This is a genomic window from Lysinibacillus sp. GW823-FHT02G10 (assembly GCF_058797135.1).
This window is the reverse complement of the sequence record NZ_JBXAJI010000002.1, coordinates 313,015-338,507: the sequence shown is the minus strand read 5'-3', so window position 1 is coordinate 338,507 and position 25,493 is coordinate 313,015. Positions and strand designations below refer to the sequence as shown.

Sequence of the window (25,493 nt, the reverse complement as noted above, 5' to 3'; positions counted from 1 at the left end):
TTTGAAATGGGGGTTTCAAATCACTAACGGAGGCATTAGACATGACAAAAACGATTTTAGTAATTGAAGATGAATTTTCGATTGCAACATTATTGAAATATAATTTAGAACAGGCAGGCTATGTAGTAGAAACAGCTGCTGATGGTCAGGAAGGGCTTGAAAAAGCAATCGACTTACAGCCAAATTTAATTCTTTTAGATTTGATGCTTCCAAAACTAGATGGCATGGAGGTCTGTAAACAAATACGACAGCAACGTATGAATACGCCAATTATTATGCTAACTGCTAAAGATGACGAATTTGATAAAGTTCTTGGTCTTGAGTTGGGAGCAGATGATTACATGACAAAGCCTTTTAGTCCTCGTGAAGTTTTAGCGCGTGTCAAGGCTGTATTAAGACGTTTCACGCAAAATGTTGTCGCAGATGATAAGGATGAGGCGCAGGAAAAAATGTATGAGTTTGGACAATTGCGAGTGTACCCAGAGCGATTTGAAGTATTTTTACAGGATGAGGCACTGGAATTTACACCAAAAGAGTTTGAGCTACTCATCTATTTACTTGAAAATAAAAATCGTGTATTAACACGTGATCAGCTATTAAGTGCTGTATGGAAATATGATTTTGCTGGCGATACTCGAATTGTGGATGTACACATTAGCCACCTTCGCGATAAAATTGAAGAAAATAGCCGTAAGCCGATGTTTATAAAAACAATTAGAGGTCTTGGTTATAAATTTGAGGAGCCGAAAACGACATGAAATCGATGAGCAACCGCTTATTCTTGACATTCATGCTTTTACTTGGAACGATACTAGCTGTCCTAATGATTGTTATAGGTCAGCTTTTTCCTGTTTATATCGAGCAATATAACGAGCAAGCAACCACTGAGATACGGACATCAATGGACCAAGTAATCGATGAACGCAAAATGGATTTAACGAAGGAAGATCAGGAAGCTTTGTACGCAGCTCAGGCTATGGAACGAGACGAATCCTTATTGAACTATGTGCGTGCTCGCCTTTACGGAGTACTGGCTATTCTCTTTACCATCACGTTGATATTAATAGCAATTATAAGCCGTTATATGATACGTAACTTTACTGCACCGATTGATAATGTGACAGACACTGCCCTTGAGCTTGCAAAGGGTAACTATCGTGCACGTGCTCAAGAAAATGAGCATGAACGGATGATACCACTGAGTCATTCCATAAACATATTGGCACGGAATTTGCAAGATATTACAACGATACGTGAAGTAGAGGAAGAAAGACTGAAAACCTTAATTGAAAATATGGGGAGCTCCCTTATGATGATTGGTCGTGAGGGGAATATTTCCATTGTAAATCGAGTATTTCTAGAGCGCTTTGGAATGCAGCTTGATGATGTACAAGGAAAGGTTTTTCGTACAATAGGCTTACCTAAATCATTAGAACAATTTATCGATCATGTTTTTCTGACAGAAATGCCTTATCGACAACAAATTAAAATGGAAGTACAGCAAGAACTTTATAACAAAGAAGTTTATGGGGCACCGGTCATCGGGGACCACGGACGATGGCTAGGCGTTGTTATCGTTATGCATGATATAACTGAACTAGTTCGATTAGAACAAATTCGGAAAGACTTTGTTGCGAATGTATCACATGAATTACGCACACCTATTACATCTATTAAAGGCTTTTCAGAAACTTTATTGGATGGGGCCTATAAAGACGAAAAAATGCTGATTTCCTTTTTGGAGATTATATATAAAGAAAGTAATCGACTTCAAATGCTGATTCAAGATTTACTAGAGCTCTCAAAGATCGAGCAGCATGGTTTTACTGTCAATATTATGCCGATGGGCTTACAGGATGTTCTAATTCGTGGAGCAGAATTGACAGCTCCGCGATTGGATGAAAAAAATATGAGCTTCCAGGTGGATATCGAACGAGATGTCCAGGTTATGGGGGATGCCAATCGTATCATTCAGATTGTGACGAATTTAATTACCAATGCGATTACATATTCACCTGAAAACACGACTGTTTCTATTCGATTAAAGGAAAATGAAACACATGGCATTATCGAAATAGAGGATCAAGGAATTGGTATTGAAAAACATGAAATAGCGCGCGTTTTTGAAAGATTTTATCGGGTGGATCGAGCGAGAAGTCGTAATTCTGGTGGAACAGGCTTAGGCTTAGCGATTGTTAAGCATCTAGTCGAGGCGCATCATGGCCGAATTCAAGTAGAGAGTGAAGTCGGCATAGGAACTAAAATGATTGTCATGATTCCGAAAAATTAACAAATCCTTTACATGAACAACATGTTACATTCATATTTGGGCACTATACTTATTTCTAGAAACCCCCAATATGATTGTTAAGACGATGACCATAAAAATCTAATAGAAGATTTTTAACTGCTTTATATTCCCCACAGAAAGAATTTAGTGTTTTTTAGACACTAGGTTCTTTTTCTGTTTTACAGGGAACGTAAATAGGTGTAAAGTATAGTAGCATAAAGTTTAACAACCATCTTACCCGCGATTGTCTGTTAGACGAACGCTTTGACAGTCAGTGAATCAACCTTCTTATCATTCGAATCGTGTTTTCCTGACTGTTGAGGCAGAGAAAAAAATGAGAGAAGGATGACCATGAAAATCGTCAAAAGTATCGTGCAAATCGGCTATCTTTATATCCTATTATTAATCGGAAATACTATTGCACGCCTACTTCACTTGCCGATTCCAGGGAGTATAATAGGACTTGTCCTATTATTTTTGCTGTTACAGTTTCATATAATCAAGCTTGAATGGATTGAATTAGGAGCAGCCGTACTATTAAGTGAACTCTTATTATTCTTTATTCCATCTGCCATCGGTGTTATTGATTATCATGCCTTATTTGGTGTGCAAGGAATGAAGGTTGTGCTGGTCATTGTCGTGAGTGCCATTGTGGTAATGTTTGTAACGGGGTATACAGCACAATGGCTAGAGCAGCGAAAGAAGGGTGATGCGATATGACTTTATTAATCGCCATTGTCAGCTTACTTGGGACCGTTGCTATTTTTTATATTTGTAAAATGTTTTATAAAAAATATAAAAAAGAATGGTTGACACCTATGCTGATTACACCTTTAGTCATTATAGGTATTTTACTACTGACAGATGTATCTTATAAATCCTACAATTCTGGAGCGAGTGTCTTAACAAATTTACTAGGACCAGCAACCGTTGCGTTTGCCGTTCCTATATATAAAAATGTCAACCTATTAAAAAAACACGCATTTGAAATTTTCATCAGCATTGCTGTTGGTTCAGCGGTTGCTATTGTGTCATCTTTTATGATGGCTCTATTGGTGGGCTTAAATGATGAGTTGGTGCATAGTTTAGTGCCACGTTCTGTAACAACACCTATTGCGATGGATATTTCTAATATGATTGGTGGTTCTCCTACGCTTACAGCTGTTTTCGTTATGACGACTGGTATTTTAGGAAGCTTGTTAGCACCAATCGTTATCAAAGTATGTCGTTTTCACAGACCTTCATCTAGAGGATTAATGCTTGGTATGGGTGCTCATGGAACGGGTACATCAAAAGCATTTGAATTTGGAGAGCTAGAAGGCACATTTGCTAGTCTAGCGATGATCGTTGCTGCATTAATTAGTATTGTATTATCCACTACCATTTTCCCAGTATTTGAACATCTGGTTATCAATATCCTGTTGCCCTAAAGGTAACAGGATTTTTTTGCATTGATAAGCTTTTGTTAAGAGTGAGATACAGAGGATTCTGTCCTTTACAATCATTATATGAAAATATTTTGAAACTTTTTATAAGGGTTCACCGTAAACAATAGTACTAAGCAAAAGGAGGAACAGACATGAGTGTGAAAAGGACACTAATGATTGTTGGACTTGGAATATTTGGAATTATTGCACTTATTACAGTTTTTACTTCATGGTACACGGTAGATGAATCAGAGCAAGCTGTGGTTATTACATTTGGTCGTGCCGATGATACAGTAACAAATCCAGGTCTTCATTTTAAATTACCTTGGCCCGTCCAATCCGTAGAAATTTTGTCAAAAGAAACGTTTAGTCTGCAATTTGGTTATAAGCAAAATAAAGCAGGTGAGTTAGAGGCATACGATGCCGAAACAAAAATGATTACGGGGGATGAAAATATTGTCTTAACAGACCTTGTTGTTCAATGGAAAATTACAGAGCCTAATAAGTTTTTATTTAATTCACAGGATCCAGAAAGAATATTACATAGCGCGACATCGAGTGCCATTCGTTCTATAATCGGAAGCTCTTCTATCGATGCAGCGTTAACAGAAGGTAAAGCTGACATCGAAGCAAATACTCGCCAATTATTAGTTTCTCTTATTGAAAAATACGATATTGGAATAAGCGTTTTAGGTGTGAAATTGCAAGATGTAGAATTGCCAAATAAAGATGTGCGTGCTGCATTCACTGCTGTAACAGATGCACGTGAAATGAAAAATACAAAAATAAATGAAGCTGAAAAATATGAAAACCAACGCATTAGTGAAGCTGAAGGCGAACGTGATGCTATTATGTCGAAAGCAAAAGGAACTAAAACAGCCCGTATCGAGCAAGCACAAGGGGATGTAGCGGTCTTTAATAAAATGTATGAGCAATACAAGGGCAATCAGCAAATTACACGAGAGCGGTTAATTATAGAGACGCTTGAAAATGTCCTACCGAAAGCACAAATTTACATTATGAATGATGATGGTAGTACGATGAAGTATTTACCACTACAGCAACTACAGCCTCAACAGTCGCAACAGACACAAACAGAGAAAAAAGAGGGGAGCGGTAACTAATGGACCAAAAAAATAATGATCTAGAAAAATTCCTCAATTTCTTATCTGGCAAAAGTAAAAAAGCTGCTCCTTCAGAAGGTGATTCGGGAGACAATGTAGTTAAAATGTCGAAGAAAGGACCGAAGAATCCTAAAAAATATATCTCTCTAGCTGTAACCTTAACGGTCATATTCGCTCTAGTGATTACTTTATTAACGAATATTTATATAGTTAAAGAATCAGAGTATGCTGTTGTTCGGCAGTTTGGAGAGGTTGTTAAGTTTGAGCGTGAACCAGGTTTAAATATGAAAATTCCTTTTATTCAAAGTGTCACAAAGTTACCAAAAAACCAAATGACATATGAGATTTCGGAAGAAGAAATTAATACAAAGGATAAAAAACGAATTATTATTGATAATTATGCTGTATGGCGTATTACGGATCCTAAGCTCTTGATTTCGAATGCTGGTACGATAGAAAAAGTTGAATCACGTATGGAAGAGTTCATTTATTCTGTTATTCGCTCTGAACTTGGCCGAATTAACTATACGGAGATTATAAATGATGAGGATTCTTCTCGAGGCAGCATAAACGATCAAGTAACTGAACGTGTTAATGAACTTCTTTCCAACGATAACTATGGTATTGAAGTAGTAGATGTACGTATACGTCGCATTGATTTACCGACTGAAAATGAACAATCCGTTTTTACGAATATGATTTCAGATCGTGAATCAATTGCACAAAAGTATCTTTCAGAGGGAGATGCACAGAAACGTCGTATTGAGGCACAAACGGATCAACACGTACAAGAAATGCTTGCTAAAGCAAGTAAAGAAGCTGCTTTAATTCAAGCTGAAGGAGAAGCAGAGGCTGCAAAGATTTACAATAAATCTTTCTCTCAAGATCCTGAATTTTATTCTTTATACCGCACATTAGAATCCTATAAGAAAACGGTTGGGGAAGATACGGTTATTATCTTGCCAGCTACTTCACCATATGCCAACATCTTGTCTGGTTATATTAAATAAACGCAGTTTAAAGTCGTCTCTGTCTTGAAGGAGACGACTTTTTTGTTGCACGAATTATAACTATCCGTGAAATCGAATTACTATAGTATGAAAATAATAGAAATTTATAAGTTTGTATTCCCGAATCAGCTATAATTTGATAGAATGATAATGTTTAAAAAAGAATAGTTGGGGGTAAGGGCTTTGAAATTACAAATTAGCAAATGGCTCCAAAATTTAGGGATTGCTTGTAGTATAGCTTCGATATTAACACTTTTCTACCGTCTATCCGATTTTTCGTGGGTGACGAAAAGTGTTTATCATATACCAGTATTTTTTGTTTGTATCTTTTTAATCAGTATCATTATTGCAGATGATGTAAGAAACCTTTTTAAGAAATTATTTTGGTATGAAAAAAGAAAGGTCAAGCGTCCTATTTGGCAAGTTGGAATTGGCTTAATCTTCTTTTTGGCACAAATTAGTACAGTAATGGTATTTAATCAAGAGCTAACATATCCACAATTAGGCGGCATGCCGTTATTTCTTGTGTTTGCTTTTATGAATGCATTTATATTAACTGTCATCTATGAAGAAGTTTTTTATCGTACTTCAAATCAATAATAACTATTAAGAACTTTCATTTACAGGAGACTTGTCCTTGAATGAAAGTTTTTGCTTTTTAGTAATGGATGTAATACGTCTTATGCCTTGTAAATACGTAAATTATTAACATTTGTCAGTATTGCCCTTATTTAATCTGTAGTACAGTCAAGTTATTGAGAATAGTCAATGACTAAACTTGATAGGCAGATGCATACATACCATATTGAATTTTTTAACCTAGTTTTAACCTTTAGTATGTATGATAAGCAAAGATTCATTTTAATAGGAGGTAATAAAGATGAAAAAGGTCGTGTTTGGAAGTGCTTTAGCAGTCGGATTATTATTTAGTGGGGCAGGGCAATCCTCTGCTAATAGCCTAATTCAACCAATTGATATTCAAGGCATGGATCTAGAATCAGCATTACAAGCAGTCCAATCACAGCGAGCACAGCTGTTAGAAAATCAGCTTAAGGATCAACTAGAGGATGTTCAACAACGAAATCAACAGCTAGCTGATTTGAATGCACAGCAAGGTCAAATGGATATGCTCCGTTTACAAAGTATGAATAGTAAACGAAATGAGGCTTTTGATGTAATGACTAATTTTGTGAAAAAAATGCAGGATAGTCGTTCATCTATTATAGGTAATATGCGTTAAGGAGTTAAAATATTTTAAACAAGTCAACCGCTGCGCGCGCGGTTGGCTTTTTTGAATGAATAGGAATGCTAAAGTAGCGGATAAAGTCTTAAAAGTGGTGGATAAACCATTAAAAATAATGGATAACCTTGAGGGTGGACACCTGCTTTTTTTACTTGAAATGTATTGTTATGATAAAGTAGAAGAAGAAGACAACGCAGGAGGATAAAATCATGACCAAGGAAAAATTACTATTATTGGACGGTAATAGTTTAGCGTATCGCGCGTTTTTTGCGTTGCCATTGCTAACGAATGATAGTGGCATTCATACTAATGCTGTATACGGCTTTACAACAATGCTACAAAGAATATTAGAGGAAGAACAGCCAACCAAAATATTGGTTGCTTTTGATGCTGGGAAAACAACATTCCGCCATGAAACCTTTACAGAATATAAAGGAGGACGTCAAAAGACACCACCAGAATTATCAGAGCAATTTCCTTATTTACGAAAGCTCATTGATGCGTATGGTATTAAGCAATATGAGCAGGAGTTATATGAAGCGGATGATATTATCGGAACGCTTGCTAAAGAGGCTTCGTCGCAGGATATGGATGTTATCATCGTTTCTGGAGACCGTGATTTAACTCAGCTGGCGACAGAGCAAGTAACCGTTTATATAACGAAAAAAGGTATTACGGAAATAGAGAAAAATACACCAGCCTTTATTGCGGAAAAGTATGGGTTAACGCCGCTCCAAATTATTGATATGAAAGGCTTGATGGGGGATTCCTCCGATAATATTCCTGGTGTACCAGGCGTCGGGGAAAAAACGGCTGTAAAATTATTAAAAGAGCATGGCTCCGTTGAAGCACTTTATGAAGCAATGGATACATTGAAAGCTTCTAAAATGAAGGAAAAGCTTGTAGCTAATGAAGAGCAAGCCATCATGAGTAAGAAGCTGGCAACGATTTATACGGATGCTCCAATCACCATTTCACTGGCTGATCTTGCATATAATGGGCCAAAAGAAGATGAATTAATCAATGTGTGGCGTGAGCTTGGCTTTAAATCGCTGCTTGATAAAAGTGACTTTACAGTGCAAGAAGAAGAACAGGCGCCTCTCGATTATGACCTAGTCCAGGAAGTTCGACCTGAGGATTTAAAAGACGTGATGGCTGTGCATGTAGAGCTTGAAAACGAGCACTATCATACTTGTCAGCAGCTGGGAATTGCCTTATCAGATGGCGTAAAGACGCAATATATTCCATTTGATAAAGCAGCAAAATCAGATATTCTCCGTCGTTGGCTAGAAGATGCCACAAAAATAAAATATATGTCCGATTCTAAGGCAGCTCAAGCATCATTAAAGCGAGCTGGAATTCAATTAGCTGGCGTTGACTTTGATTTGCTACTTGCCTCTTATATTAATAATCCAGCATTAAGTGGCGATGATATCGCAACACTTGCAAGGGAATTAGGCTACTATGATGTCCAAGCAGATGAAGCGGTATATGGAAAAGGTGCCAAGCGTGCAATACCTGATTTGGACCAACTTGCACAGCATGTTAGCCGTAAAGCTTTTGCAGTATGGTCATTACAGCCGAAACTGGAAGCCTTATTAAAGGAAAATGAACAATTCGATCTTTATAAAAACCTAGAGCTACCATTGGCAGGAATTTTAGGTGAAATGGAAAGCGAAGGGATTACGGTTAACCGCGCTACGTTAGAGAAAATGGGGCAAGAGCTTAATGATAAACTTGTAGTAATTGAGCAAGAAATTTATGCAGAAGCTGGAGAAACCTTTAATATTAACTCACCAAAACAATTAGGTGTGATTCTATTCGATAAGCTAGGGCTACCTGTGATTAAAAAGACTAAGACAGGCTATTCAACTGCTGCAGATGTCCTAGAAAAATTACAGTCAGAGCATGCTATCATCGAACATATTCTGTTGTATCGCCAACTTGGAAAATTACAATCCACATATATTGAAGGCTTACTAAAGGAGATTCATGTATCAGATAGTAAAGTGCATACGCGCTTCCAGCAAGCTTTAACTGCAACAGGGCGTTTAAGCTCAACAGATCCGAATTTACAAAACATCCCAATTCGTTTAGAGGAGGGCCGCAAAATTCGTCAAGCCTTTGTACCTTCAAAAGAGGATTGGATATTATTTTCTGCTGACTATTCGCAAATTGAATTACGCGTTCTTGCACATATGTCAGAAGATAAAAACCTTGTTGAGGCTTTCCGTGAAGGAATGGACGTTCATACACGTACAGCTATGGATGTATTTCATGTGTCAGAAGATGAGGTTGATAGTAATATGCGTCGCGCAGCGAAAGCTGTTAACTTTGGAATAGTCTACGGTATTAGTGATTATGGTCTATCACAAAACTTAGATATTACACGTAAGGAAGCGGCTAATTTTATTGAAAAGTATTTCGCAAGTTTCCCTGGTGTAAAACAGTACATGGATGACATTGTACAAAATGCAAAATTTAATGGTTATGTGACAACGATATTAAATAGACGCCGTTATTTACCGGATATAACAAGCTCAAACTTTAATTTAAGAAGCTTTGCTGAGCGTACGGCGATGAATACGCCAATTCAAGGTAGTGCAGCTGATATCATTAAAAAGGCAATGATTGATATGGATGCTCGATTGAAAAAAGAAAAGATGCAGGCAAAACTGCTACTTCAAGTGCACGATGAGCTAATCTTTGAGGCACCAAAGGAAGAGATTGCCTTACTCGAAAAAATTGTACCTGAAGTCATGGAAAACGCTATTGAGCTTGCTGTACCGCTTAAAGTAGATTTTAACCATGGCTCAACTTGGTACGAGGCAAAATAAGGAGGGATTCAAATGCCTGAATTACCAGAGGTAGAGGGTGTCGTCCAGGCATTGAAGCCAACAGTTGAAGGACGTACCATTCAACAGGTTCAGCTTTCTGAACGAGTACATTTCTCTTTTAGTGAGGGTAAACAATGTATTGTCAAACAAGCAGCGCCTGATGCATTTGAAAGTACTTTGTCCCAGATGACCATTACCAAAATTGAACGAAGAGCAAAATATATTTTCTTTCATTTGCTGAAGGATGATGTTCCATATGTTCTTGTTAGTCACTTAGGGATGACAGGTGCTTGGTTTGTTGTGAATTCACCCGAAGAAATCAATGAGACGAAATTTCAAAAGCATATCCATGCGACATTTGAAATGGCAGATGGGGGATACTTGATTTATTCGGATATTCGTCGATTCGGTGAACTTCGTTTTCTGACAAAAATTGAAGATCATGCGCCATTGACAAAAATGGCACCAGAGCCATTTGATGAGCATGCATGTGATTTTTTTATAACAAAATCTAAGCTACCGAAATATGAAAATAAAGCCGTAAAAGAAGTAATTATGGATGGGCAAGTCATTTCGGGCTGTGGCAATATTTATGCAACAGAGGCATTGTTTGCTCAGAAAATTCACCCTGCACGCAAAATGAGCCGCATTAGTGAAAAGCGGAAGCGAGCATTATTTGAGGAGATTGTTGCTGTCCTACGTCAAAGCATTGAAGCGGGTGGTTCAACTATTTCTGATTATCGGAATATTAATGGGGAAGCAGGGAGTATGCAGAATCGATTAAAAATGTATGGGAAAAAGGTATGTCCAGCATGTGAAACGGCAACAAGTCAAATGACAATTGGAGGGCGTACCTCTGTCTATTGCCCAAATTGTCAACATTAAAGGGGATTTAGCAATGATTATCGGACTAACAGGAAGTATTGCAAGTGGAAAAAGTACAGTAGCTAAAATGATGAGCGAACTGGGTTTACCGATTGTTGATGCAGATGTTGTAGCACGAGATGTCGTAGAACCTGGAACTGAGACATTAGCATTGATTGCTGAAAGCTTCGGACAAGCTATCTTGCTTGAGGACGGCAATTTAAATCGAACTATGCTGGGAGATATTATATTTCATGAGCCTGCCAAACGCAAAACGTTAAATGATATCATGCATCCAGCAATCAGAAAAGAAATGTTACGTCAGCGTGATGCTTATTTAGAAGCAGGACATGAACATGTTGTGATGGACATTCCTTTGTTATTTGAGAGTAAGCTTCAACATTTTGTGGAACGTATCATTGTGGTATCGGTCAGTGAAGAAGTTCAGCTTCGACGTTTAATGGAACGAAATAATTTATCTAAAGAAGATGCATTGGCACGTATGCACTCTCAACTGCCGATGTCTGTCAAAGAAAAGGGTGCACATGCGGTCATTTATAATAATGAAAATATAGAAAGTACAGAAGAACAATTAAAAAAAATCCTGCATTATTGGGATGTTATTTCATGAGTTCTTTTATAATGCGTAGCAAGCCGACCTTGCTACGCATTTTTTTATGGGGAAACGCCATAATAAAGAATAATTTTTCAGAAAATAAGAACTTTTATATTCTCAATATATAATGTTCATCTTTTTTGAAATTGTGTTATACTAATCACCATAAAGTATATAATTAATTAATCTGAGTATGTACTCACAGGAGGATATTATAAATGACAGTATCAATTGCTATTAATGGTTTCGGGCGTATCGGACGTATGGTTTTCCGCCAGGCTATCGTACAACAAGATTTAAACATCGTTGCAATTAACGCTAGCTATCCTGCAGAAACGTTAGCACATTTGATTAAGTATGACACAAATCACGGAACATTTGAAGGTACGGTAGAACCAGCAGGCGATGCTTTAGTTGTAAATGGTAAACGAGTTCAAATTATTAGTGAACGTGATCCTTTAAAATTACCTTGGTCTACAATGGGTGTAGATATCGTTATTGAAGCTACAGGAAAATTTAATGAGCGTGATAAAGCAGCGATGCACTTAGCAGCTGGCGCGAAAAAAGTAATTTTAACAGCACCAGGTAAAAACGAGGATGTCACAATTGTTTTAGGTGTAAATGATGACAAATTGGATATTGCGAAACATGATGTTATTTCAAATGCTTCTTGTACAACAAACTGCTTAGCGCCAGTAGCAAAAGTATTGAATGACACGTTTGGTATTGAGAATGGTTTAATGACAACAGTTCATGCTTATACAAATGACCAAAAGAACTTAGACAATCCGCATAAAGATCTACGTCGTGCACGTGGATGCGCCCAATCCATTATCCCAACATCTACAGGTGCAGCGAAAGCATTAAAATTAGTGTTACCTGAATTAGAAGGTAAAATTCATGGTATGGCACTTCGTGTTCCAACACCAAACGTATCTTTAGTTGACCTTGTAGTAGATTTAAATACAGATGTAACAGTTGATGCAGTTAATGCAGCATTTGTAAAAGCGGCAACAGAAGGTCCAATGAAGGGTATCCTTAATTTCTCTGTTGAGCCATTAGTATCTTCTGATTACAATACAACAACTTATTCTTCAACAGTTGATGGACTTTCTACAATGGTGTTAGGCAACCGCAAAGTAAAAGTACTTGCTTGGTATGATAACGAGTGGGGCTACTCTGCACGCGTTGTTGACCTTGTGAAAAAAGTGGCAAATGCTTTAGAAACGGTAAACGCGTAATAATTTCTATAGATAGCACATTGAAATCGAAAAGGTTTCAATGTGCTCTTTTTTTACAGAAACTTTTCTTGTACTTCAGGTGCTTTAGATTTATCATGAGCCCACAAACGTGAATGCACTTTTCTTACATGTAGGAAATTTGTTATAATAGATATATTAAATTGTTGTAAACCAGGAGAGTAATTATATGAGATGTCCATCTTGCCAATTTAACGGAACGCGTGTTGTGGATTCGAGGCCAGTAGATGATAATAAAGAAATTCGTAGACGTCGTGAATGTGAGTCATGTGGCTTCCGTTTTACAACGTTTGAAAAAATTGAAGAGACACCATTAGTCGTTGTGAAAAAGGAAGGTTCACGAGAAGAGTTTAGCCGTGAGAAGGTACTTCGTGGGCTTATTCGTGCTTGTGAAAAACGCCCAGTGGCACTTGATGTGCTGGAGGAACTTGTTCTGTCCATTGAAAAAGATCTTCGTCGTATTGGAAATTCGGAAGTACGCTCAGAAGATGTTGGCGAAATGGTCATGGACCGCCTAGCCAAAATTGATGAGGTTGCCTATGTGCGTTTTGCGTCGGTCTACCGTCAGTTTAAAGATATCAATGTCTTTATTGAAGAAATAAAGGACATTATTCAACGTCAAACGGAGAAGAAATCATAGCAAACAGAGAGGATGAATGACGTTGATTCATTTATATAAGGAATTGCAGCCTGGCGATCCTTTCGACATTCGTCTACCTCATGCATTTTCTACACAAGAGCGTCAATTAGTTACATTATTTTATCAACCATTAACAGGATCAGAGCCAGTTAGCCTCTATTTAACATTATGGGCAGAAGCAGAGCAAATGCCAAAGCAGCAAATGACACATTATTATTTAATGAATGTGCTAGGGCTACCAATTGGTAAAGTGTTTGAGGCTCGTATTGCTTTAGAAGCTATTGGTTTGCTGCGTACATGGAAAAAAGAAAATGCTGGTGAGCGTAGTTTTTTATATGAGCTACAGCGCCCATTAGATGCAGATAGCTTTATGAAAGACCCGCTGCTGTCGATGTTTTTGTTTAGTAAAATTGGAGAGCAGGCTTATCGCAACTTACGTCAGCGCTTTATGTCACCTGTAAAGGACTCGGCGTTTAAGGATGTATCTCGTGCTTTTATTGATGTCTATAAGCCTGTTCATGCCAATATCCCATCAGATTTACAAGTGGATACGAGTCATAAGGATAAACAACAAAAAGTATATCCTTTTTATTTGGAGCAATTCGATTTTGATTTATTGCAAGCTGGTTTGTCTGAGCAATTGGTACCTTCCAATTTGTTGACATTTGAAGTGCGTGAAGCTATAGCCAAGTTGGCATTTTTATATCATTTAACAGCCCTTGATATGCAAAAAGTAGTCATACTTGCTTTAGATGATGATTTAGGAATTTCTCAGGAACGTTTACGAAAGGCTGCTGCTGATTTTTATAAATTAACCGTATCCAAGGAGCCGCCAAAACTTGCCCGTGTCACCGATCCTCTACCAGTAGCAGAAGCGGGACAAAAAACCAAGGATCAGGAACTTCAACACTATTTAGAAACAACGGCACCTGTCCAAGTTTTAAGAGATATAAATAATGGTAAAGAACCATTACAAACCTCAGTCCAACTTGCAGAAAATTTAATCGTTCAACATGGCATGCCAATTGGAGTGGTTAATGCATTGTTAGAATACGTTATGCTAACAACAGATATGAAGCTCCCTAAAAAATATGTGGAAACGATTGCTGATCATTGGGTACGAAAAAATGTCCAGACCGCTAAGGAAGCAATGGAACTTGCACGTCAAGAGCATGATAAATATACAGCTTGGAAAAACAAGCCGCAAACGTCCAATAAAACGAGTCAACAGACTAAAGGACGTTCAAGATATCAACGTGAAGAAAAAGTGCCTGAATGGTTCTATAAACGAAATGACAATCAAGAGGAATCTACCTCTAGTACTATAGATTTTGAAAAAGAGCGACAAAAAATATTAGAGATGCTAGGAAAAAGCGAATAGTAAAGAAGGTGAGCAGTAATCGAACCTATAAATGGACCACTAAAGCGAGCAATTAATGTACCCTCGTTCCAAGAACGCTATGAAGCCATGCGACGTGAAATTTTAGAGCACCCGCATGTGCAGGAATTTTTAGCGCAGCATGCAGATGAATTAAACTATGACAATGTTGAGCGAAATTTACCTAAACTGCATGAGTTTATTAGTCAATCTACTGAGTGCTGTGGGTGTGATAATACCGAACATTGTACAAACTATTTAAAAGGATTCATCCCGACATTAAGGGTTGTTCGGAATTCTATTGAAATGGACTATGTGCGCTGTGAGCAAAAGATTAGGGAAGAAGAACGCCGAGATGTTGCGAATATGATTGCAAGTATGCATATGCCAAAAGATGTGCTACAAGCAACAATTCATGATTTAAGTATTGATGATGAATCACGTGTGGCGATTGCACAAAAAGCAGCTCAATTTGTTAAAATAACAAAAGAAACTGGTCAATTACCTGCAAAAGGTTTTTACCTATATGGTAAATTTGGTGTAGGGAAATCCTTTGTACTTGGTGCATTGGCCAATGAATTAGCATCTATTAAAATCCGCTCTGTGGTAGTTTTCGTTCCAGAATTTTTACGAGAAATGAAAAATGCCATTGGCGATAATACATTGAATGAGAAAATAGATTATATTAAAAAGGCTCCTGTCTTAATGCTAGATGATTTAGGTGCGGAGACAATGACTGCCTGGACACGTGATGAAATATTGGGGACTATTTTCCATTATCGGATGGCAGAGCAATTGCCAACTTTTATTACGTCTAATTTTAACTATGAAGAATTAGAGCATCACTTAGCTCAGTCACAAAAAGGTGATATTGAGGTTGTTAAAGCGGGACGAATTATGGAGCGAATTAAAGCCCTAACAGTGCCGATCGAAATGCGAGGCAAAAATCGTCGGATGTAACATTGATAGTTGCATTTTTCGACAATCGAGCGTATACTGACTCATATACTTAATATCAATATGCATTGATGAGGACATGAATTTTGTGTATCAGCTTTTAGAGAGGGAAGTCATCGGCTGAAAACTTCCTAGTATGGGCACATTATTTACTACCTACTGAGCAGCGAAAGGGATAATCTTTCGCCGGTCCCTAGCCCGTTAGCTAGCCTTGAGCTTCGTCTGACTTTATGTAAGTCGGAAGGAAGAAGGGTGGAACCACGAGCATACGCTTCGTCCCTTTTGTGAGGGATGGAGCTTTTTTTATTTTTCTTAGATTTCATTGAAATAGTGGTGGATCCGCTCATATAGGGAGATAAGTCGCTCGCGAAAGTGGTAAATTCGCTCATAGAGAGTAAGAAACCGCTCAGAAACATGAAGATGCCGCTCCGATTGAACAGAGAAATGCTTAAAAAAGCAATGACTCCGCTCAAACCAAGCCGTAGAGTCACACAAACATTGCTCCAGCCAATCATCAAGCATTATGTATTTATCAAAAACAAAGGAGTGCAAAGGATATGTCAGAAATGATTAAATTAACTTTCCCAGATGGCGCTGTAAAGGAATTTGCAAAAGGCACATCAACTGATGACGTAGCATTATCTATTAGCCCTGGCTTACGGAAAAAAGCGTATGCAGGTAAAATTAATGGTGTGTTAGTAGATTTAAAAACACCAATTGAAGAGGATTCAACAATTGCAATCATTACACAAGATGATGAGGCAGCACTTGAAATTTTACGTCACTCAACTGCCCATTTAACAGCGCAAGCTATTAAACGTCTATTCCCAGATGTAAAGCTTGGTATTGGTCCAGTAATTGAAGGTGGTTTCTACTATGATATCGACTCACCAACACCAATCACTGCTGAAGATCTACCAGCCATTGAAAAAGAAATGAAGAAAATTATTGCTGAAAACCTTGAGGTAGAACGCAAAAATGTAAGCCGTGCAGAAGCACAAGCCCTTTATGAAGAAATTGGCGATGAGTATAAATTAGAATTACTTGAAGCCATTCCTGCAGATGAGCAAGTATCTATTTATTATCAAGGCGAGTTTTTTGATCTTTGCCGTGGTATCCACGTACCATCTACGGGTAAACTTCGTGAATTCAAGCTTTTATCATTAGCGGGTGCTTACTGGAGAGGGAACTCTGATAACAAAATGTTACAACGTATTTATGGTACAGCGTTCTTCAAAAAAGAGGAATTAAAACACCACCTTCAAATGCTAGAAGAAGCAAAAGAACGTGATCACCGTAAAATCGGAAAAGAATTAGAACTGTTTACAACTTCCCAAAAGGTTGGCCAAGGTTTACCACTTTGGTTACCAAATGGTGCAACAATTCGTCGTGTTATTGAACGTTATATTGTCGATAAAGAATTATCACTTGGCTATAAGCACGTTTATACACCAGTATTAGGTTCTAAAGAGCTTTATCAAACTTCTGGTCACTGGGATCATTATCAAGATTCAATTTTCCCACCAATGGAAATGGATAATGAAACATTAATTATGCGTCCAATGAACTGTCCTCACCATATGATGGTGTACAAAAACAGCATGCATTCATATCGTAACCTACCATTGCGTATTGCAGAGCTTGGCACAATGCACCGTTACGAAATGTCAGGGGCTGTTTCAGGCTTACAACGTGTTCGTGGGATGACATTAAATGATGCCCATATTTTTGTTCGCCCAGATCAAATTAAAGCGGAATTCCAAAAAGTAGTACAGTTAATTTTAGAGGTTTATAAAGATTTCGATCTTAATGATTACTCATTCCGTTTATCTTATCGCGACCCAGCAGATACTGAGAAATACTTCGATGATGATGCAATGTGGGAAAAAGCACAAAGTATGCTAAAAGAAGCAATGGATGAACTTGGCTTAGACTACTTTGAAGCGGAAGGTGAGGCTGCATTCTATGGTCCTAAACTTGACGTTCAAGTAAAAACAGCGATTGGTAAAGAAGAGACTTTATCTACAGTTCAATTAGACTTCTTATTACCAGAACGCTTCGACCTAACTTATGTTGGGGAAGATGGTAAGCCTCATCGTCCAGTTGTTATCCACCGTGGTGTTGTATCAACAATGGAACGTTTTGTTGCCTTCTTAATTGAAGAATACAAAGGAGCATTCCCAACTTGGTTAGCACCAGTACAAGTTGAAGTTATTCCAGTATCGAATGAAGCTCACTTCGACTATGCAAAGCAAATTGAAGAGCAACTTACAGCGGCTGGTTTACGTGTCGAAATGGATGATCGTGAAGAGAAATTAGGCTATAAAATCCGTGAAGCACAAATGAAAAAGATTCCTTATATGCTTGTTATCGGGGATAAAGAGGTAGAGGCAAATGGCGTAAATGTGCGACGTTATGGCTCGAAAGATTCCGAAACAATTAGCTTTGAGGATTTCCTAGCAGCTATTAAAGCAGAAATTACAAAATAAGCTTCAACGAGAAACCCTTGCTTGCCAAAGTGAGGGTTTCTGTATAAAATAAATCTTGCATTTGTATAGAATAGCTTCATTTTGGTTATGTTAGCACTGATAAGAAAATAAATATTTGACAGCTTATCATATACATGCTAATATAATTAAGGTTAATGAATACAAAGTTTGTGGTTGAAGTAGAGGCTGCCCGCTTCTCACCTGATACAACGCTTTAAAGGCTGTGAACAGGTATGACACGTTGAATTGTTTTGCGTAGACTTGCGCATGCACATATAGCGGGCGGACATCTTCAAAAATGTCCGTCCTTTTTTTATGGACATGACGAGAGGATGTACCGTTCAACCGGGCAAGGCTTTGCCCAAACCATGTATTCGCGACAACTACTTGGAGGTGGATTACTATTAGCAAAGACATGTATGTAAACGAAGGCATTCGCGCACGTGAACTTCGATTAATCGATCACAATGGTGACCAGCTTGGTGTAAAGACACGTAATGAAGCGCTAGAAATCGCCGCTCGTGTAAACTTGGATCTTGTCCTTGTGGCCCCTCAAGCCAAGCCGCCAGTCGCTCGTATCATGGACTATGGTAAATTTAAGTTTGAACAGCAAAAGAAAGACCGTGAAATTCGTAAAAATCAAAAGGTCATCGTAATGAAAGAGGTTCGTTTGAGCCCAACAATCGATGAGCATGATTTCCAAACGAAGTTACGTAATGCGATTAAATTCCTTGAAAAAGGCGATAAAGTAAAATGTAGCCTACGTTTCAAAGGTCGTGCGATCACACACAAAGAGATTGGTCAACGTGTGTTAGATCGTTTTGCTGAAGCTTGTGCTGAAGTATCAACGGTAGAACAAAAACCGAAGATGGAAGGCCGAAGCATGTTCTTAGTTCTTCAACCAAAGAACGAGAAATAATATTAGACGAACAGTTTAGGAGGAATTCGACATGCCAAAAATGAAAACTCACCGTGGAGCTGCGAAACGTTTCAAAAAAACGGGTTCAGGTAAATTAAAATACGACCGTGCTTATGGAAGCCACTTATTCGCAAACAAATCTACGAAACAAAAACGTCACCTACGTAAAGCGAACATCGTATCATCTGGTGACTTCAAACGCATCAAATCTTTACTTGTTTACATGAAATAATTGACTACAAAAAAATACTAACATTCATTTTTTAATGAAAAGCAGGAGGTAATTCATATGCCACGCGTAAAAGGCGGAACAGTGACGCGCAAACGTCGTAAAAAAGTATTGAAATTAGCTAAAGGTTACTATGGTTCAAAACATACATTATACAAAGTTGCTAACCAAGCAGTAATGAAATCAGGTCAATATGCATACCGTGACCGTCGTCAGAAAAAACGTGATTTCCGTAAATTATGGATCACTCGTATCAACGCAGCTGCTCGTATGAACGGTCTTTCTTATAGCCGTTTAATGCACGGTTTAAAAGTTGCTGGTATTGAAGTTAACCGTAAAATGTTAGCTGACCTTGCAGTAACTGATGCTGCAGCATTCACTCAATTAGCAGACGCTGCTAAAAAAGCAGTAGCTAAATAATAGCTGACAACATTCACTATTATTTCTGCACCGAAAGCTAAGCGACAGGTGTAAAATATCATAAGTGCAATAAAAAGACTGATGGGTTTTTCCATCAGTCTTTTTTGTGTTAGATTAATAGTATCACGGTTTTAAAGGAGTAAGAAATGGGACAAGCATTATTAGCTTATATGAGCATTGTATCAATTGTATTGCTCATTTTAATGGGGATGGATAAATCACGCGCAAAGAATCATGAATGGCGTATAGCAGAGCGTACATTATTTACACTAGCCATAGCAGGAGGGGCAGCTGGGGGTGTATTGGGTATGTATTTATTCCGCCACAAAACACGTCATAATCGTTTTGCATTTGGTTTTCCCCTACTAGCAGCCATACAAATTTTTATCATTGTGCAGCTCTGGACATAAATGAGAATAATTAAAACACATCCTCATGATGGGGATGTGTTTCGCATAAGCTGTTCAATGGGCTGCTTCCAATTGATTTTGGCGCTTGGATAGTTCAATAATATTTCTTGCTGCAAATATTCAAAGTCGCTTTTGCTGAAGCCTTGTAATGTTGCAGCATCGCGCGCACCAACGAAAATGGTTACAACCTCAAATGCATCCTCTGTTGTGCCTAGGTATTTTTCACCTTCAAAAAGAGCACCCTTATAGGAAATAAAGAAATTTTTTCGGACATTTTTAACGTCATCATAGAAATAATACTGGCCTTTTTCATAGGCTTCATCAAGTTTGCGTTTAGGATCAGTTATATAACGAATCGCTTTGTAAAATACATAGATAATAAGCGCTATTACAGCAAGTCGAATTAGTAACGGCAACATGTTTAAATTTCCCCCTTGAAGAAAGGTTATTCTTTCCTATACGGTTAGAAGGGTCAAATAGTTTCACTTTTTATAAAAAATTTTTTAGAAATTTAGGAGAAAAAAATGAATTTACAACAATTGTTTACCATGCAAAAAGAGCTTGATGATTTTATCGAGCAAACACAAAATATTCAGCAAGATGTGTTTCAGGAAAAGGGCTTAGCCTTACTAGTGGAACTAGCTGAGCTTGCTAATGAAACACGTTGCTTTAAATTTTGGAGCACAAAGGGACCATCGGCACGTGAAGTCATTTTAGAAGAATATGTAGATTCGATTCATTTTATCTTATCTCTTGGCTTATTAAAGGGCTATACATCGATTGACATGTGGCCTTTCGTAGAAGAAAACAAAGATTTAACAGCTACTTTTTTAGAAACACAAAGTGTTATTTTAGCATTTATTCATCAACCTACAGAGGAGCGTTATTTAGCTATTTGGCAATACTATGGATTAATAGCGTATAATCTCGGTTTTACATTTGAGGATGTAGTTGGTGCTTATCTTGAAAAAAATCAAGAAAATTATCATCGGCAGCGTTCAGGTTATTAAATTAAGAAATACACCAATTTTCAGACGATTAAGCTAGGAATATTTCGGTAAACGAAGTATAATAAAATAGATACAAGAAGTAGGAGGCAAAAGGATGACACAACTAGATCCAACATTACAAATGTTTAAAGATTTAACAGATGCGAATGGTATCGCAGGTAATGAACGTGCACCGCGTGAGGTCATGAAAAAATACATTGCACCATATGCAGATACTGTAGAAACAGATAACTTAGGTAGTGTCATTGCTAAAAAAGTTGGCGATGAAAACGGTCCTAAAATTGTTGTAGCAGGACATTTAGATGAAGTAGGCTTCATGGTTACACAAATTGATGACAAAGGCTTTATCAAATTCCAAACAGTGGGTGGCTGGTGGAGCCAAGTTATGCTTGCACAGCGTGTAACGATTACTACACGTAAGGGCGATGAAGTGATTGGGGTTATTGGTTCAAAGCCACCTCATATTTTACCTGCGGATGTACGTAATAAGGTAGTAGACATTAAAGATATGTTTATTGATATTGGTGCAGCTTCTAAAGATGAAGTACTTGAGTGGGGCGTACGTCCTGGCGATATGGTAACACCGTACTTTGAATTTAATGTAATGAAAAATGATAAGTATCTATTAGCTAAAGCTTGGGATAACCGTATCGGCTGTGCAATCGCGATTGATGTTATGAAATCGTTACAAAATGAAAAGCACCCTAATATTCTTTATTCTGTAGGGAATGTACAAGAAGAAGTTGGACTTCGCGGTGCAAAAACTGCTACACATAAAATCCAACCAGATATTGGATTTGCAGTGGACGTAGGTGTAGCAGGAGATACTCCTGGAGTTACAGCAAAAGAATCAACGAGTAAGATGGGTGCAGGCCCTCAAATCGTTGTGTATGATGCATCTATGGTTTCACATCGTGGCTTACGTGAATTCGTATTAGATGTAGCAGATGAGCACAATATTCCATATCAATTTGAAGCGATGGCTGGCGGTGGTACAGATGCTGGCTCCATCCACGTAACAGCAAATGGTGTACCAGCACTATCAATCGGTATTGCAACACGCTATATTCATTCACATGCAGGTATCCTACATCGTGATGATTATGATAATGCCGTTAAATTAATGGTAGAAGTCATTAAAAAATTAGACCGTGATGCAGTCAATAAAATTACTTTTGACTGATACTGCTAAATAGATATAGCATGATTTTGCCTTCTAACAAAATGTTAGGAGGCTTTTTTACTCATTCCAAGACAATTAGACTTGCTAATATGAATAGTAATTATAAACACAAGTCCCATTCTTATTAGTGAGTAAGACTCTTATAGAAATCAAAATATAGAGAAGTATTAATTTGTAGGTTAATGGAAAATATCTGCAAGTAAATTGATAGTTGCTGTGCTGAGCAACAGCCCATGTTAAGTTAGCTTATGACAAGAATCATTGCTAGCTTCTAGAAGCGTTTAACAAGCATAGAACTATTAAGAATGAGTAAAGGTTGACAGGTTTCAAGCTATGTATAGGAGCTACAAGTAGTTCTTGTGAAGAATAGGGTATTCCCGTTTATACCATTCAAGAAACACCCCATTTTCGCTATAAAGAATTTTGCAAAAGCTGTAGAATATTTTTCCCCATTTCAAGAGGGTTTGTTGCTAGTATAGAGGATCGATAATTGGATAGAATCACGACACCTGTTTGCTGTTTTTTATTAAATCCTAGATAACTAGAGAAGCCTTTCGTTGATCCGTTATGCCAAATAATATCGTCTTCAAGTACCCATCCTAATCCGATGCTTACATCTTTTGAAATAGTATGAGTAGCTTGATGTGTTAATAGATAGCCTGAATTTTGATTGCCAATGTGTATTTTTAAAAATTTTAATAAATCATCAACAGTGGATCGTAGAGCGCCAGCTGCCATAAATTCATTCATTTCAAGTGGGGGCTTGTTATGTCCCCGAACAGAATATCCCTTCAATACGGTATTTTCTTTAGAGGGGGGGATAGAAATAAAGGTATTCGTTAAATTTAAAGGTTCTACGATTCTACGAGTAATGGCTGTTTCAAAGTCAGTGTGAAGTTCATTTGCTAATAAATATCCTAAAAGGCCCATTCCTACATTAGAATATCTAAACTTAACTTTAGGCTCCTGGGTATGGGTTTTAAAATACTGTATTGCCTCATTCAATGAGTAGGGACAAAAGGGGTCACGAGGCGTTTGGCTATCAAAAAGATTATAGATGTTCTTCAGAACACCAATTCCCGGTAGACCAGATGTGTGATTTGACAAATGCCTCAAAGTTACAGGGTGATTATCGGGAATTTCAGAAAAGTATTTGGCGATAGAATCTTCTATCTTCACGATTCCTTCTTGAATCATTTCCCCAAACATGGATGTTGTTAAAACTTTAGAGATTGACCCAATTTCATAGACATAGGGTTTTTTATCATATGTGACATTTGAGCCGTTGAATATAAAAGCAGCATCTAGATTACGACAAATAACACCAATGGATAGGATTACATTCGGACGAGTCTTTACGTAAGGATAAGCAATTTTAAAAATATCCTTTTTTAAATCATTTAAATCCACAAATATTCCTCCTTTTCAATCTCTAATTTTTTTGATCGCTAGAGACGATAGCATGGAGTTTCGTGTATATTTCTTTTAATTGCAGTAAATCCTCTTTAGAGAGCTGTGAATAGTATTTATTGATAATGGCTAGTTCAATTTCTTCCTGTTTTTGAAAATAATCAAAGCCCCGCGTATCTAACTCGATGATGATCTCTCTACGGTCCTTTTGATTTATGGTTCTTTTTATAAAGCTCTCCTGTTCTAATCTTCCTACTAATTGACTTACAGCACTAGCAGATGTCCCCATCAACTTTGCTAATTCGAAGGTTTGCAAAGGGCCATGTGTTTGAAGAAGACTTAAAAATAGTGCCTGCTTTGTAGTTAATGTTTCATCTAATAGGGTGGAGAATTCTTCTGTTAGCATCACATTTGTTTCATATTCTACTTGGTTCAGCTCTTTGACCAGCTGTATCAGCTCTTTTTCCATTTTTTCACCGCCTCAATAGTTAATGCATATTAATTATAAATATATATAAACTATAATGCAATTATTTAAGAATATGAATGTTTAGTAAAAAAAGAAAACATGTATAAATATTCGATTTGACGAATTTTTGACACATTTAATAACAAATGAATAATAATTAAGATTAATTATAAAAATTCAGTTGATTTTATATTTATGCATGTTATACTAATTTCAACAGCAACGATATAAGGAGCGAAGGCTATGAAATTACTCGAAGAAGTACAGTTAAAGTTAGTGTCTAGTTTAAAGGGAAAAGATTTACTAACTTTGCTAGACTATACAAGTCAAGAGGTCCAGGATCTTATTGAATTAGCAACACAGCTTAAGATGATTACAAAAGAGGGGAAATGTCCAAGATTACTAGAAGGTAAAACGCTTGGCATGATTTTCGAAAAACATTCAACTCGTACACGTATTTCATTTGAAGTTGGTATGAATCAATTAGGTGGGAAAAGCATGTTTATGCATGCGCGTGATTTGCAAATTGGTCGTGGTGAATCAATTTACGATACAGCGCATGTATTATCTGGCTATTTAGATGGCATTATGATTCGCGCCAACTCTCACAAAATGGTAAAAGAGCTTGCAGAGCATGCAGCAATCCCTGTCATCAATGGATTAACGGATATTTATCATCCTTGCCAGGCATTAGCTGATTTAGAGACGATTGCAGAAAATAAAGGCATGTTAAAAGGACTTAAAATTGCCTATGTAGGTGATGGCAACAATGTAGCACACTCACTCGTAGTAGCTTCAGCACACGTTGGCATGAATGTAGCTGTTGCGACACCTGTAGGGTATGAATGTGATGGGGAAGTCATCGCTAAAGCACAGGCCATTGCGGCAGCAAATGGCAGTACGATTATGATCACGAATGATCCTGTTGAAGCAGTATTAAATGCAGATGTCGTCTATGCTGATGTTTGGACATCTATGGGTCAAGAGGAAGAAACAGCAAAACGTTTACAAGATTTTGCTGGCTATCAAATTAATGATGAGCTAGTAGCCTATGCAAAACCAAATTATATGTTCTTACATTGCTTACCAGCACATCGTGAGGAAGAGGTTGCGACTTCAGTTATTGACGGACCTAATTCTTACATCTTTGAGCAAGCCGAAAATAGATTGCATGCTCAAAAAGCTGTATTAGCATCGATTTTAGCTTAAATTGAGACATATGCTTTCTCGAGTTGAGAAGTACGATAGATAGAGTTTACATGGACAACAGAGGGTGTTCATGTGAATAACATAAAAGTGGTAGGCAGAC

General features: G+C 37.5%; 27 protein-coding genes. 24 read left to right on the top strand and 3 right to left on the bottom strand.

What is annotated here, in order from left to right:
- Positions 1 to 41 precede the first annotated feature (41 nt).
- The 21 genes from AC1RFD_RS11590 (at position 42) to AC1RFD_RS11490 (ending at position 20,112) form a co-directional block, all read left to right on the top strand.
- Entirely contained in the window at positions 42 to 758 is a 717-nt protein-coding gene (locus AC1RFD_RS11590) for a response regulator transcription factor (RefSeq protein WP_016993215.1), read from the top strand.
- Positions 755 to 2,290 carry a two-component system histidine kinase PnpS gene (pnpS, locus tag AC1RFD_RS11585; protein ID WP_048393584.1) on the top strand — a complete coding sequence of 512 codons (1,536 nt, stop codon included), beginning with the start codon at positions 755 to 757 and terminating at the stop codon, positions 2,288 to 2,290. The genes AC1RFD_RS11590 and pnpS overlap by 4 nt, the downstream gene beginning before the upstream one ends.
- Before the next feature lie 351 nt (positions 2,291 to 2,641).
- Positions 2,642 to 3,010: a CidA/LrgA family holin-like protein gene (locus AC1RFD_RS11580; protein ID WP_048393586.1), complete on the top strand. Its 369-nt coding sequence runs from the start codon at positions 2,642 to 2,644 to the stop codon at positions 3,008 to 3,010.
- Entirely contained in the window at positions 3,007 to 3,720 is a 714-nt protein-coding gene (locus AC1RFD_RS11575) for an LrgB family protein (protein ID WP_421924892.1), read from the top strand. The genes AC1RFD_RS11580 and AC1RFD_RS11575 overlap by 4 nt, the downstream gene beginning before the upstream one ends.
- Positions 3,721 to 3,869: 149 nt before the next feature.
- Positions 3,870 to 4,841 (top strand): FtsH protease activity modulator HflK, encoded by a 972-nt coding sequence (gene hflK, locus AC1RFD_RS11570; protein WP_048393591.1) that lies wholly within the window; start codon positions 3,870 to 3,872, stop codon positions 4,839 to 4,841.
- A complete protein-coding gene (gene hflC / locus AC1RFD_RS11565; RefSeq protein ID WP_103118649.1) occupies positions 4,841 to 5,851 on the top strand; it encodes a protease modulator HflC in 1,011 nt (336 codons plus the stop codon). The genes hflK and hflC overlap by 1 nt, the downstream gene beginning before the upstream one ends.
- A 183-nt stretch (positions 5,852 to 6,034) precedes the next feature.
- The gene (locus AC1RFD_RS11560) at positions 6,035 to 6,451 is read left to right on the top strand and encodes a hypothetical protein (RefSeq protein ID WP_048393595.1); all 417 of its coding nucleotides are present in this window, start codon (positions 6,035 to 6,037) and stop codon (positions 6,449 to 6,451) included.
- Between the two features lie 280 nt (positions 6,452 to 6,731).
- A complete protein-coding gene (locus AC1RFD_RS11555; protein ID WP_048393597.1) occupies positions 6,732 to 7,091 on the top strand; it encodes a hypothetical protein in 360 nt (119 codons plus the stop codon).
- Positions 7,092 to 7,146: 55 nt separating this feature from the next.
- Positions 7,147 to 7,299 (top strand): hypothetical protein, encoded by a 153-nt coding sequence (locus AC1RFD_RS11550; protein ID WP_403018247.1) that lies wholly within the window; start codon positions 7,147 to 7,149, stop codon positions 7,297 to 7,299.
- Positions 7,300 to 7,303: 4 nt separating this feature from the next.
- Positions 7,304 to 9,931: a DNA polymerase I gene (gene polA, locus AC1RFD_RS11545; RefSeq protein ID WP_115674491.1), complete on the top strand. Its 2,628-nt coding sequence runs from the start codon at positions 7,304 to 7,306 to the stop codon at positions 9,929 to 9,931.
- A gap of 12 nt (positions 9,932 to 9,943) precedes the next feature.
- A complete protein-coding gene (gene mutM, locus AC1RFD_RS11540; protein ID WP_112116325.1) occupies positions 9,944 to 10,816 on the top strand; it encodes a bifunctional DNA-formamidopyrimidine glycosylase/DNA-(apurinic or apyrimidinic site) lyase in 873 nt (290 codons plus the stop codon).
- A gap of 13 nt (positions 10,817 to 10,829) precedes the next feature.
- Entirely contained in the window at positions 10,830 to 11,426 is a 597-nt protein-coding gene (gene coaE, locus AC1RFD_RS11535; RefSeq protein WP_103118646.1) for a dephospho-CoA kinase, read from the top strand.
- 203 nt (positions 11,427 to 11,629) lie between these two features.
- Positions 11,630 to 12,652 carry a glyceraldehyde-3-phosphate dehydrogenase gene (locus AC1RFD_RS11530; RefSeq protein WP_004226274.1) on the top strand — a complete coding sequence of 341 codons (1,023 nt, stop codon included), beginning with the start codon at positions 11,630 to 11,632 and terminating at the stop codon, positions 12,650 to 12,652.
- 187 nt (positions 12,653 to 12,839) lie between these two features.
- Complete coding sequence (nrdR, locus tag AC1RFD_RS11525; protein ID WP_004226277.1) at positions 12,840 to 13,310, top strand: transcriptional regulator NrdR; 471 nt, start codon at positions 12,840 to 12,842, stop codon at positions 13,308 to 13,310.
- A 16-nt stretch (positions 13,311 to 13,326) separates the two neighbouring features.
- The gene (locus tag AC1RFD_RS11520; protein ID WP_048393607.1) at positions 13,327 to 14,691 is read left to right on the top strand and encodes a replication initiation and membrane attachment family protein; all 1,365 of its coding nucleotides are present in this window, start codon (positions 13,327 to 13,329) and stop codon (positions 14,689 to 14,691) included.
- A gap of 27 nt (positions 14,692 to 14,718) precedes the next feature.
- A complete protein-coding gene (dnaI, locus tag AC1RFD_RS11515) occupies positions 14,719 to 15,648 on the top strand; it encodes a primosomal protein DnaI (RefSeq protein ID WP_255349866.1) in 930 nt (309 codons plus the stop codon).
- Positions 15,649 to 16,202: 554 nt separating this feature from the next.
- Positions 16,203 to 18,134, top strand: a complete 1,932-nt coding sequence (thrS, locus tag AC1RFD_RS11510; protein WP_288585724.1) for a threonine--tRNA ligase — start codon at positions 16,203 to 16,205, stop codon at positions 18,132 to 18,134.
- Positions 18,135 to 18,549: 415 nt separating this feature from the next.
- Positions 18,550 to 19,053 (top strand): translation initiation factor IF-3, encoded by a 504-nt coding sequence (infC, locus tag AC1RFD_RS11505; protein WP_016994853.1) that lies wholly within the window; start codon positions 18,550 to 18,552, stop codon positions 19,051 to 19,053.
- Between the two features lie 31 nt (positions 19,054 to 19,084).
- Positions 19,085 to 19,285: a 50S ribosomal protein L35 gene (gene rpmI / locus AC1RFD_RS11500; RefSeq protein ID WP_004226312.1), complete on the top strand. Its 201-nt coding sequence runs from the start codon at positions 19,085 to 19,087 to the stop codon at positions 19,283 to 19,285.
- 57 nt (positions 19,286 to 19,342) lie between these two features.
- Positions 19,343 to 19,702: a 50S ribosomal protein L20 gene (gene rplT, locus AC1RFD_RS11495; RefSeq protein WP_004226314.1), complete on the top strand. Its 360-nt coding sequence runs from the start codon at positions 19,343 to 19,345 to the stop codon at positions 19,700 to 19,702.
- A 146-nt stretch (positions 19,703 to 19,848) separates the two neighbouring features.
- Positions 19,849 to 20,112: a DUF1294 domain-containing protein gene (locus tag AC1RFD_RS11490; protein WP_048393614.1), complete on the top strand. Its 264-nt coding sequence runs from the start codon at positions 19,849 to 19,851 to the stop codon at positions 20,110 to 20,112.
- Positions 20,113 to 20,135: 23 nt separating this feature from the next.
- On the opposite strand, the gene AC1RFD_RS11485 is transcribed toward AC1RFD_RS11490, so the two are convergent.
- On the bottom strand, positions 20,136 to 20,531 hold the full coding sequence (locus AC1RFD_RS11485) for a hypothetical protein (RefSeq protein ID WP_004226335.1): 396 nt from the start codon (positions 20,529 to 20,531) through the stop codon (positions 20,136 to 20,138).
- Positions 20,532 to 20,636: 105 nt separating this feature from the next.
- Between AC1RFD_RS11485 and AC1RFD_RS11480 the strand changes: the two genes are divergently transcribed.
- Together AC1RFD_RS11480 and AC1RFD_RS11475 are read left to right on the top strand one after the other, a co-directional pair.
- Complete coding sequence (locus AC1RFD_RS11480) at positions 20,637 to 21,122, top strand: dUTP diphosphatase (RefSeq protein ID WP_492474918.1); 486 nt, start codon at positions 20,637 to 20,639, stop codon at positions 21,120 to 21,122.
- Positions 21,123 to 21,216: 94 nt separating this feature from the next.
- Positions 21,217 to 22,305 carry a M42 family metallopeptidase gene (locus AC1RFD_RS11475; protein WP_492474917.1) on the top strand — a complete coding sequence of 363 codons (1,089 nt, stop codon included), beginning with the start codon at positions 21,217 to 21,219 and terminating at the stop codon, positions 22,303 to 22,305.
- 411 nt (positions 22,306 to 22,716) lie between these two features.
- Here the strand turns inward: AC1RFD_RS11475 and AC1RFD_RS11470 are convergent, their stop codons facing one another.
- Together AC1RFD_RS11470 and AC1RFD_RS11465 are read right to left on the bottom strand one after the other, a co-directional pair.
- On the bottom strand, positions 22,717 to 23,715 hold the full coding sequence (locus tag AC1RFD_RS11470; RefSeq protein ID WP_492474916.1) for a serine hydrolase domain-containing protein: 999 nt from the start codon (positions 23,713 to 23,715) through the stop codon (positions 22,717 to 22,719).
- A gap of 22 nt (positions 23,716 to 23,737) precedes the next feature.
- On the bottom strand, positions 23,738 to 24,184 hold the full coding sequence (locus AC1RFD_RS11465; protein ID WP_054549962.1) for a MarR family winged helix-turn-helix transcriptional regulator: 447 nt from the start codon (positions 24,182 to 24,184) through the stop codon (positions 23,738 to 23,740).
- A 243-nt stretch (positions 24,185 to 24,427) separates the two neighbouring features.
- Here AC1RFD_RS11465 and argF point away from each other — a divergent pair, with 243 nt between their 5' ends.
- Positions 24,428 to 25,393, top strand: a complete 966-nt coding sequence (gene argF, locus AC1RFD_RS11460; RefSeq protein ID WP_048393624.1) for an ornithine carbamoyltransferase — start codon at positions 24,428 to 24,430, stop codon at positions 25,391 to 25,393.
- The last annotated feature ends 100 nt before the right edge of the window (positions 25,394 to 25,493 follow it).

Excerpts from the sequence above, each read along its gene's own strand:
- AC1RFD_RS11480 (WP_492474918.1), top strand. The coding sequence starts at position 20,637 with ATGAATTTACAACAATTGTTTACCATGCAAAAAGAGCTTGATGATTTT.
- AC1RFD_RS11590 (WP_016993215.1), top strand. The coding sequence starts at position 42 with ATGACAAAAACGATTTTAGTAATTGAAGATGAATTTTCGATTGCAACA.
- AC1RFD_RS11520 (WP_048393607.1), top strand. The coding sequence starts at position 13,327 with ATGACGTTGATTCATTTATATAAGGAATTGCAGCCTGGCGATCCTTTC.
- hflK (WP_048393591.1), top strand. The coding sequence starts at position 3,870 with ATGAGTGTGAAAAGGACACTAATGATTGTTGGACTTGGAATATTTGGA.
- rpmI (WP_004226312.1), top strand. The coding sequence starts at position 19,085 with ATGCCAAAAATGAAAACTCACCGTGGAGCTGCGAAACGTTTCAAAAAA.
- AC1RFD_RS11475 (WP_492474917.1), top strand. The coding sequence starts at position 21,217 with ATGACACAACTAGATCCAACATTACAAATGTTTAAAGATTTAACAGAT.
- thrS (WP_288585724.1), top strand. The coding sequence starts at position 16,203 with ATGTCAGAAATGATTAAATTAACTTTCCCAGATGGCGCTGTAAAGGAA.
- pnpS (WP_048393584.1), top strand. The coding sequence starts at position 755 with ATGAAATCGATGAGCAACCGCTTATTCTTGACATTCATGCTTTTACTT.
- coaE (WP_103118646.1), top strand. The coding sequence starts at position 10,830 with ATGATTATCGGACTAACAGGAAGTATTGCAAGTGGAAAAAGTACAGTA.
- infC (WP_016994853.1), top strand. The coding sequence starts at position 18,550 with ATGTATGTAAACGAAGGCATTCGCGCACGTGAACTTCGATTAATCGAT.
- hflC (WP_103118649.1), top strand. The coding sequence starts at position 4,841 with ATGGACCAAAAAAATAATGATCTAGAAAAATTCCTCAATTTCTTATCT.
- argF (WP_048393624.1), top strand. The coding sequence starts at position 24,428 with ATGAAATTACTCGAAGAAGTACAGTTAAAGTTAGTGTCTAGTTTAAAG.
- AC1RFD_RS11485 (WP_004226335.1), bottom strand. The coding sequence starts at position 20,531 with ATGTTGCCGTTACTAATTCGACTTGCTGTAATAGCGCTTATTATCTAT.
- AC1RFD_RS11550 (WP_403018247.1), top strand. The coding sequence starts at position 7,147 with ATGAATAGGAATGCTAAAGTAGCGGATAAAGTCTTAAAAGTGGTGGAT.
- mutM (WP_112116325.1), top strand. The coding sequence starts at position 9,944 with ATGCCTGAATTACCAGAGGTAGAGGGTGTCGTCCAGGCATTGAAGCCA.
- rplT (WP_004226314.1), top strand. The coding sequence starts at position 19,343 with ATGCCACGCGTAAAAGGCGGAACAGTGACGCGCAAACGTCGTAAAAAA.
- AC1RFD_RS11490 (WP_048393614.1), top strand. The coding sequence starts at position 19,849 with ATGGGACAAGCATTATTAGCTTATATGAGCATTGTATCAATTGTATTG.
- polA (WP_115674491.1), top strand. The coding sequence starts at position 7,304 with ATGACCAAGGAAAAATTACTATTATTGGACGGTAATAGTTTAGCGTAT.
- AC1RFD_RS11580 (WP_048393586.1), top strand. The coding sequence starts at position 2,642 with ATGAAAATCGTCAAAAGTATCGTGCAAATCGGCTATCTTTATATCCTA.
- AC1RFD_RS11555 (WP_048393597.1), top strand. The coding sequence starts at position 6,732 with ATGAAAAAGGTCGTGTTTGGAAGTGCTTTAGCAGTCGGATTATTATTT.
- nrdR (WP_004226277.1), top strand. The coding sequence starts at position 12,840 with ATGAGATGTCCATCTTGCCAATTTAACGGAACGCGTGTTGTGGATTCG.
- AC1RFD_RS11530 (WP_004226274.1), top strand. The coding sequence starts at position 11,630 with ATGACAGTATCAATTGCTATTAATGGTTTCGGGCGTATCGGACGTATG.
- AC1RFD_RS11575 (WP_421924892.1), top strand. The coding sequence starts at position 3,007 with ATGACTTTATTAATCGCCATTGTCAGCTTACTTGGGACCGTTGCTATT.
- AC1RFD_RS11465 (WP_054549962.1), bottom strand. The coding sequence starts at position 24,184 with ATGGAAAAAGAGCTGATACAGCTGGTCAAAGAGCTGAACCAAGTAGAA.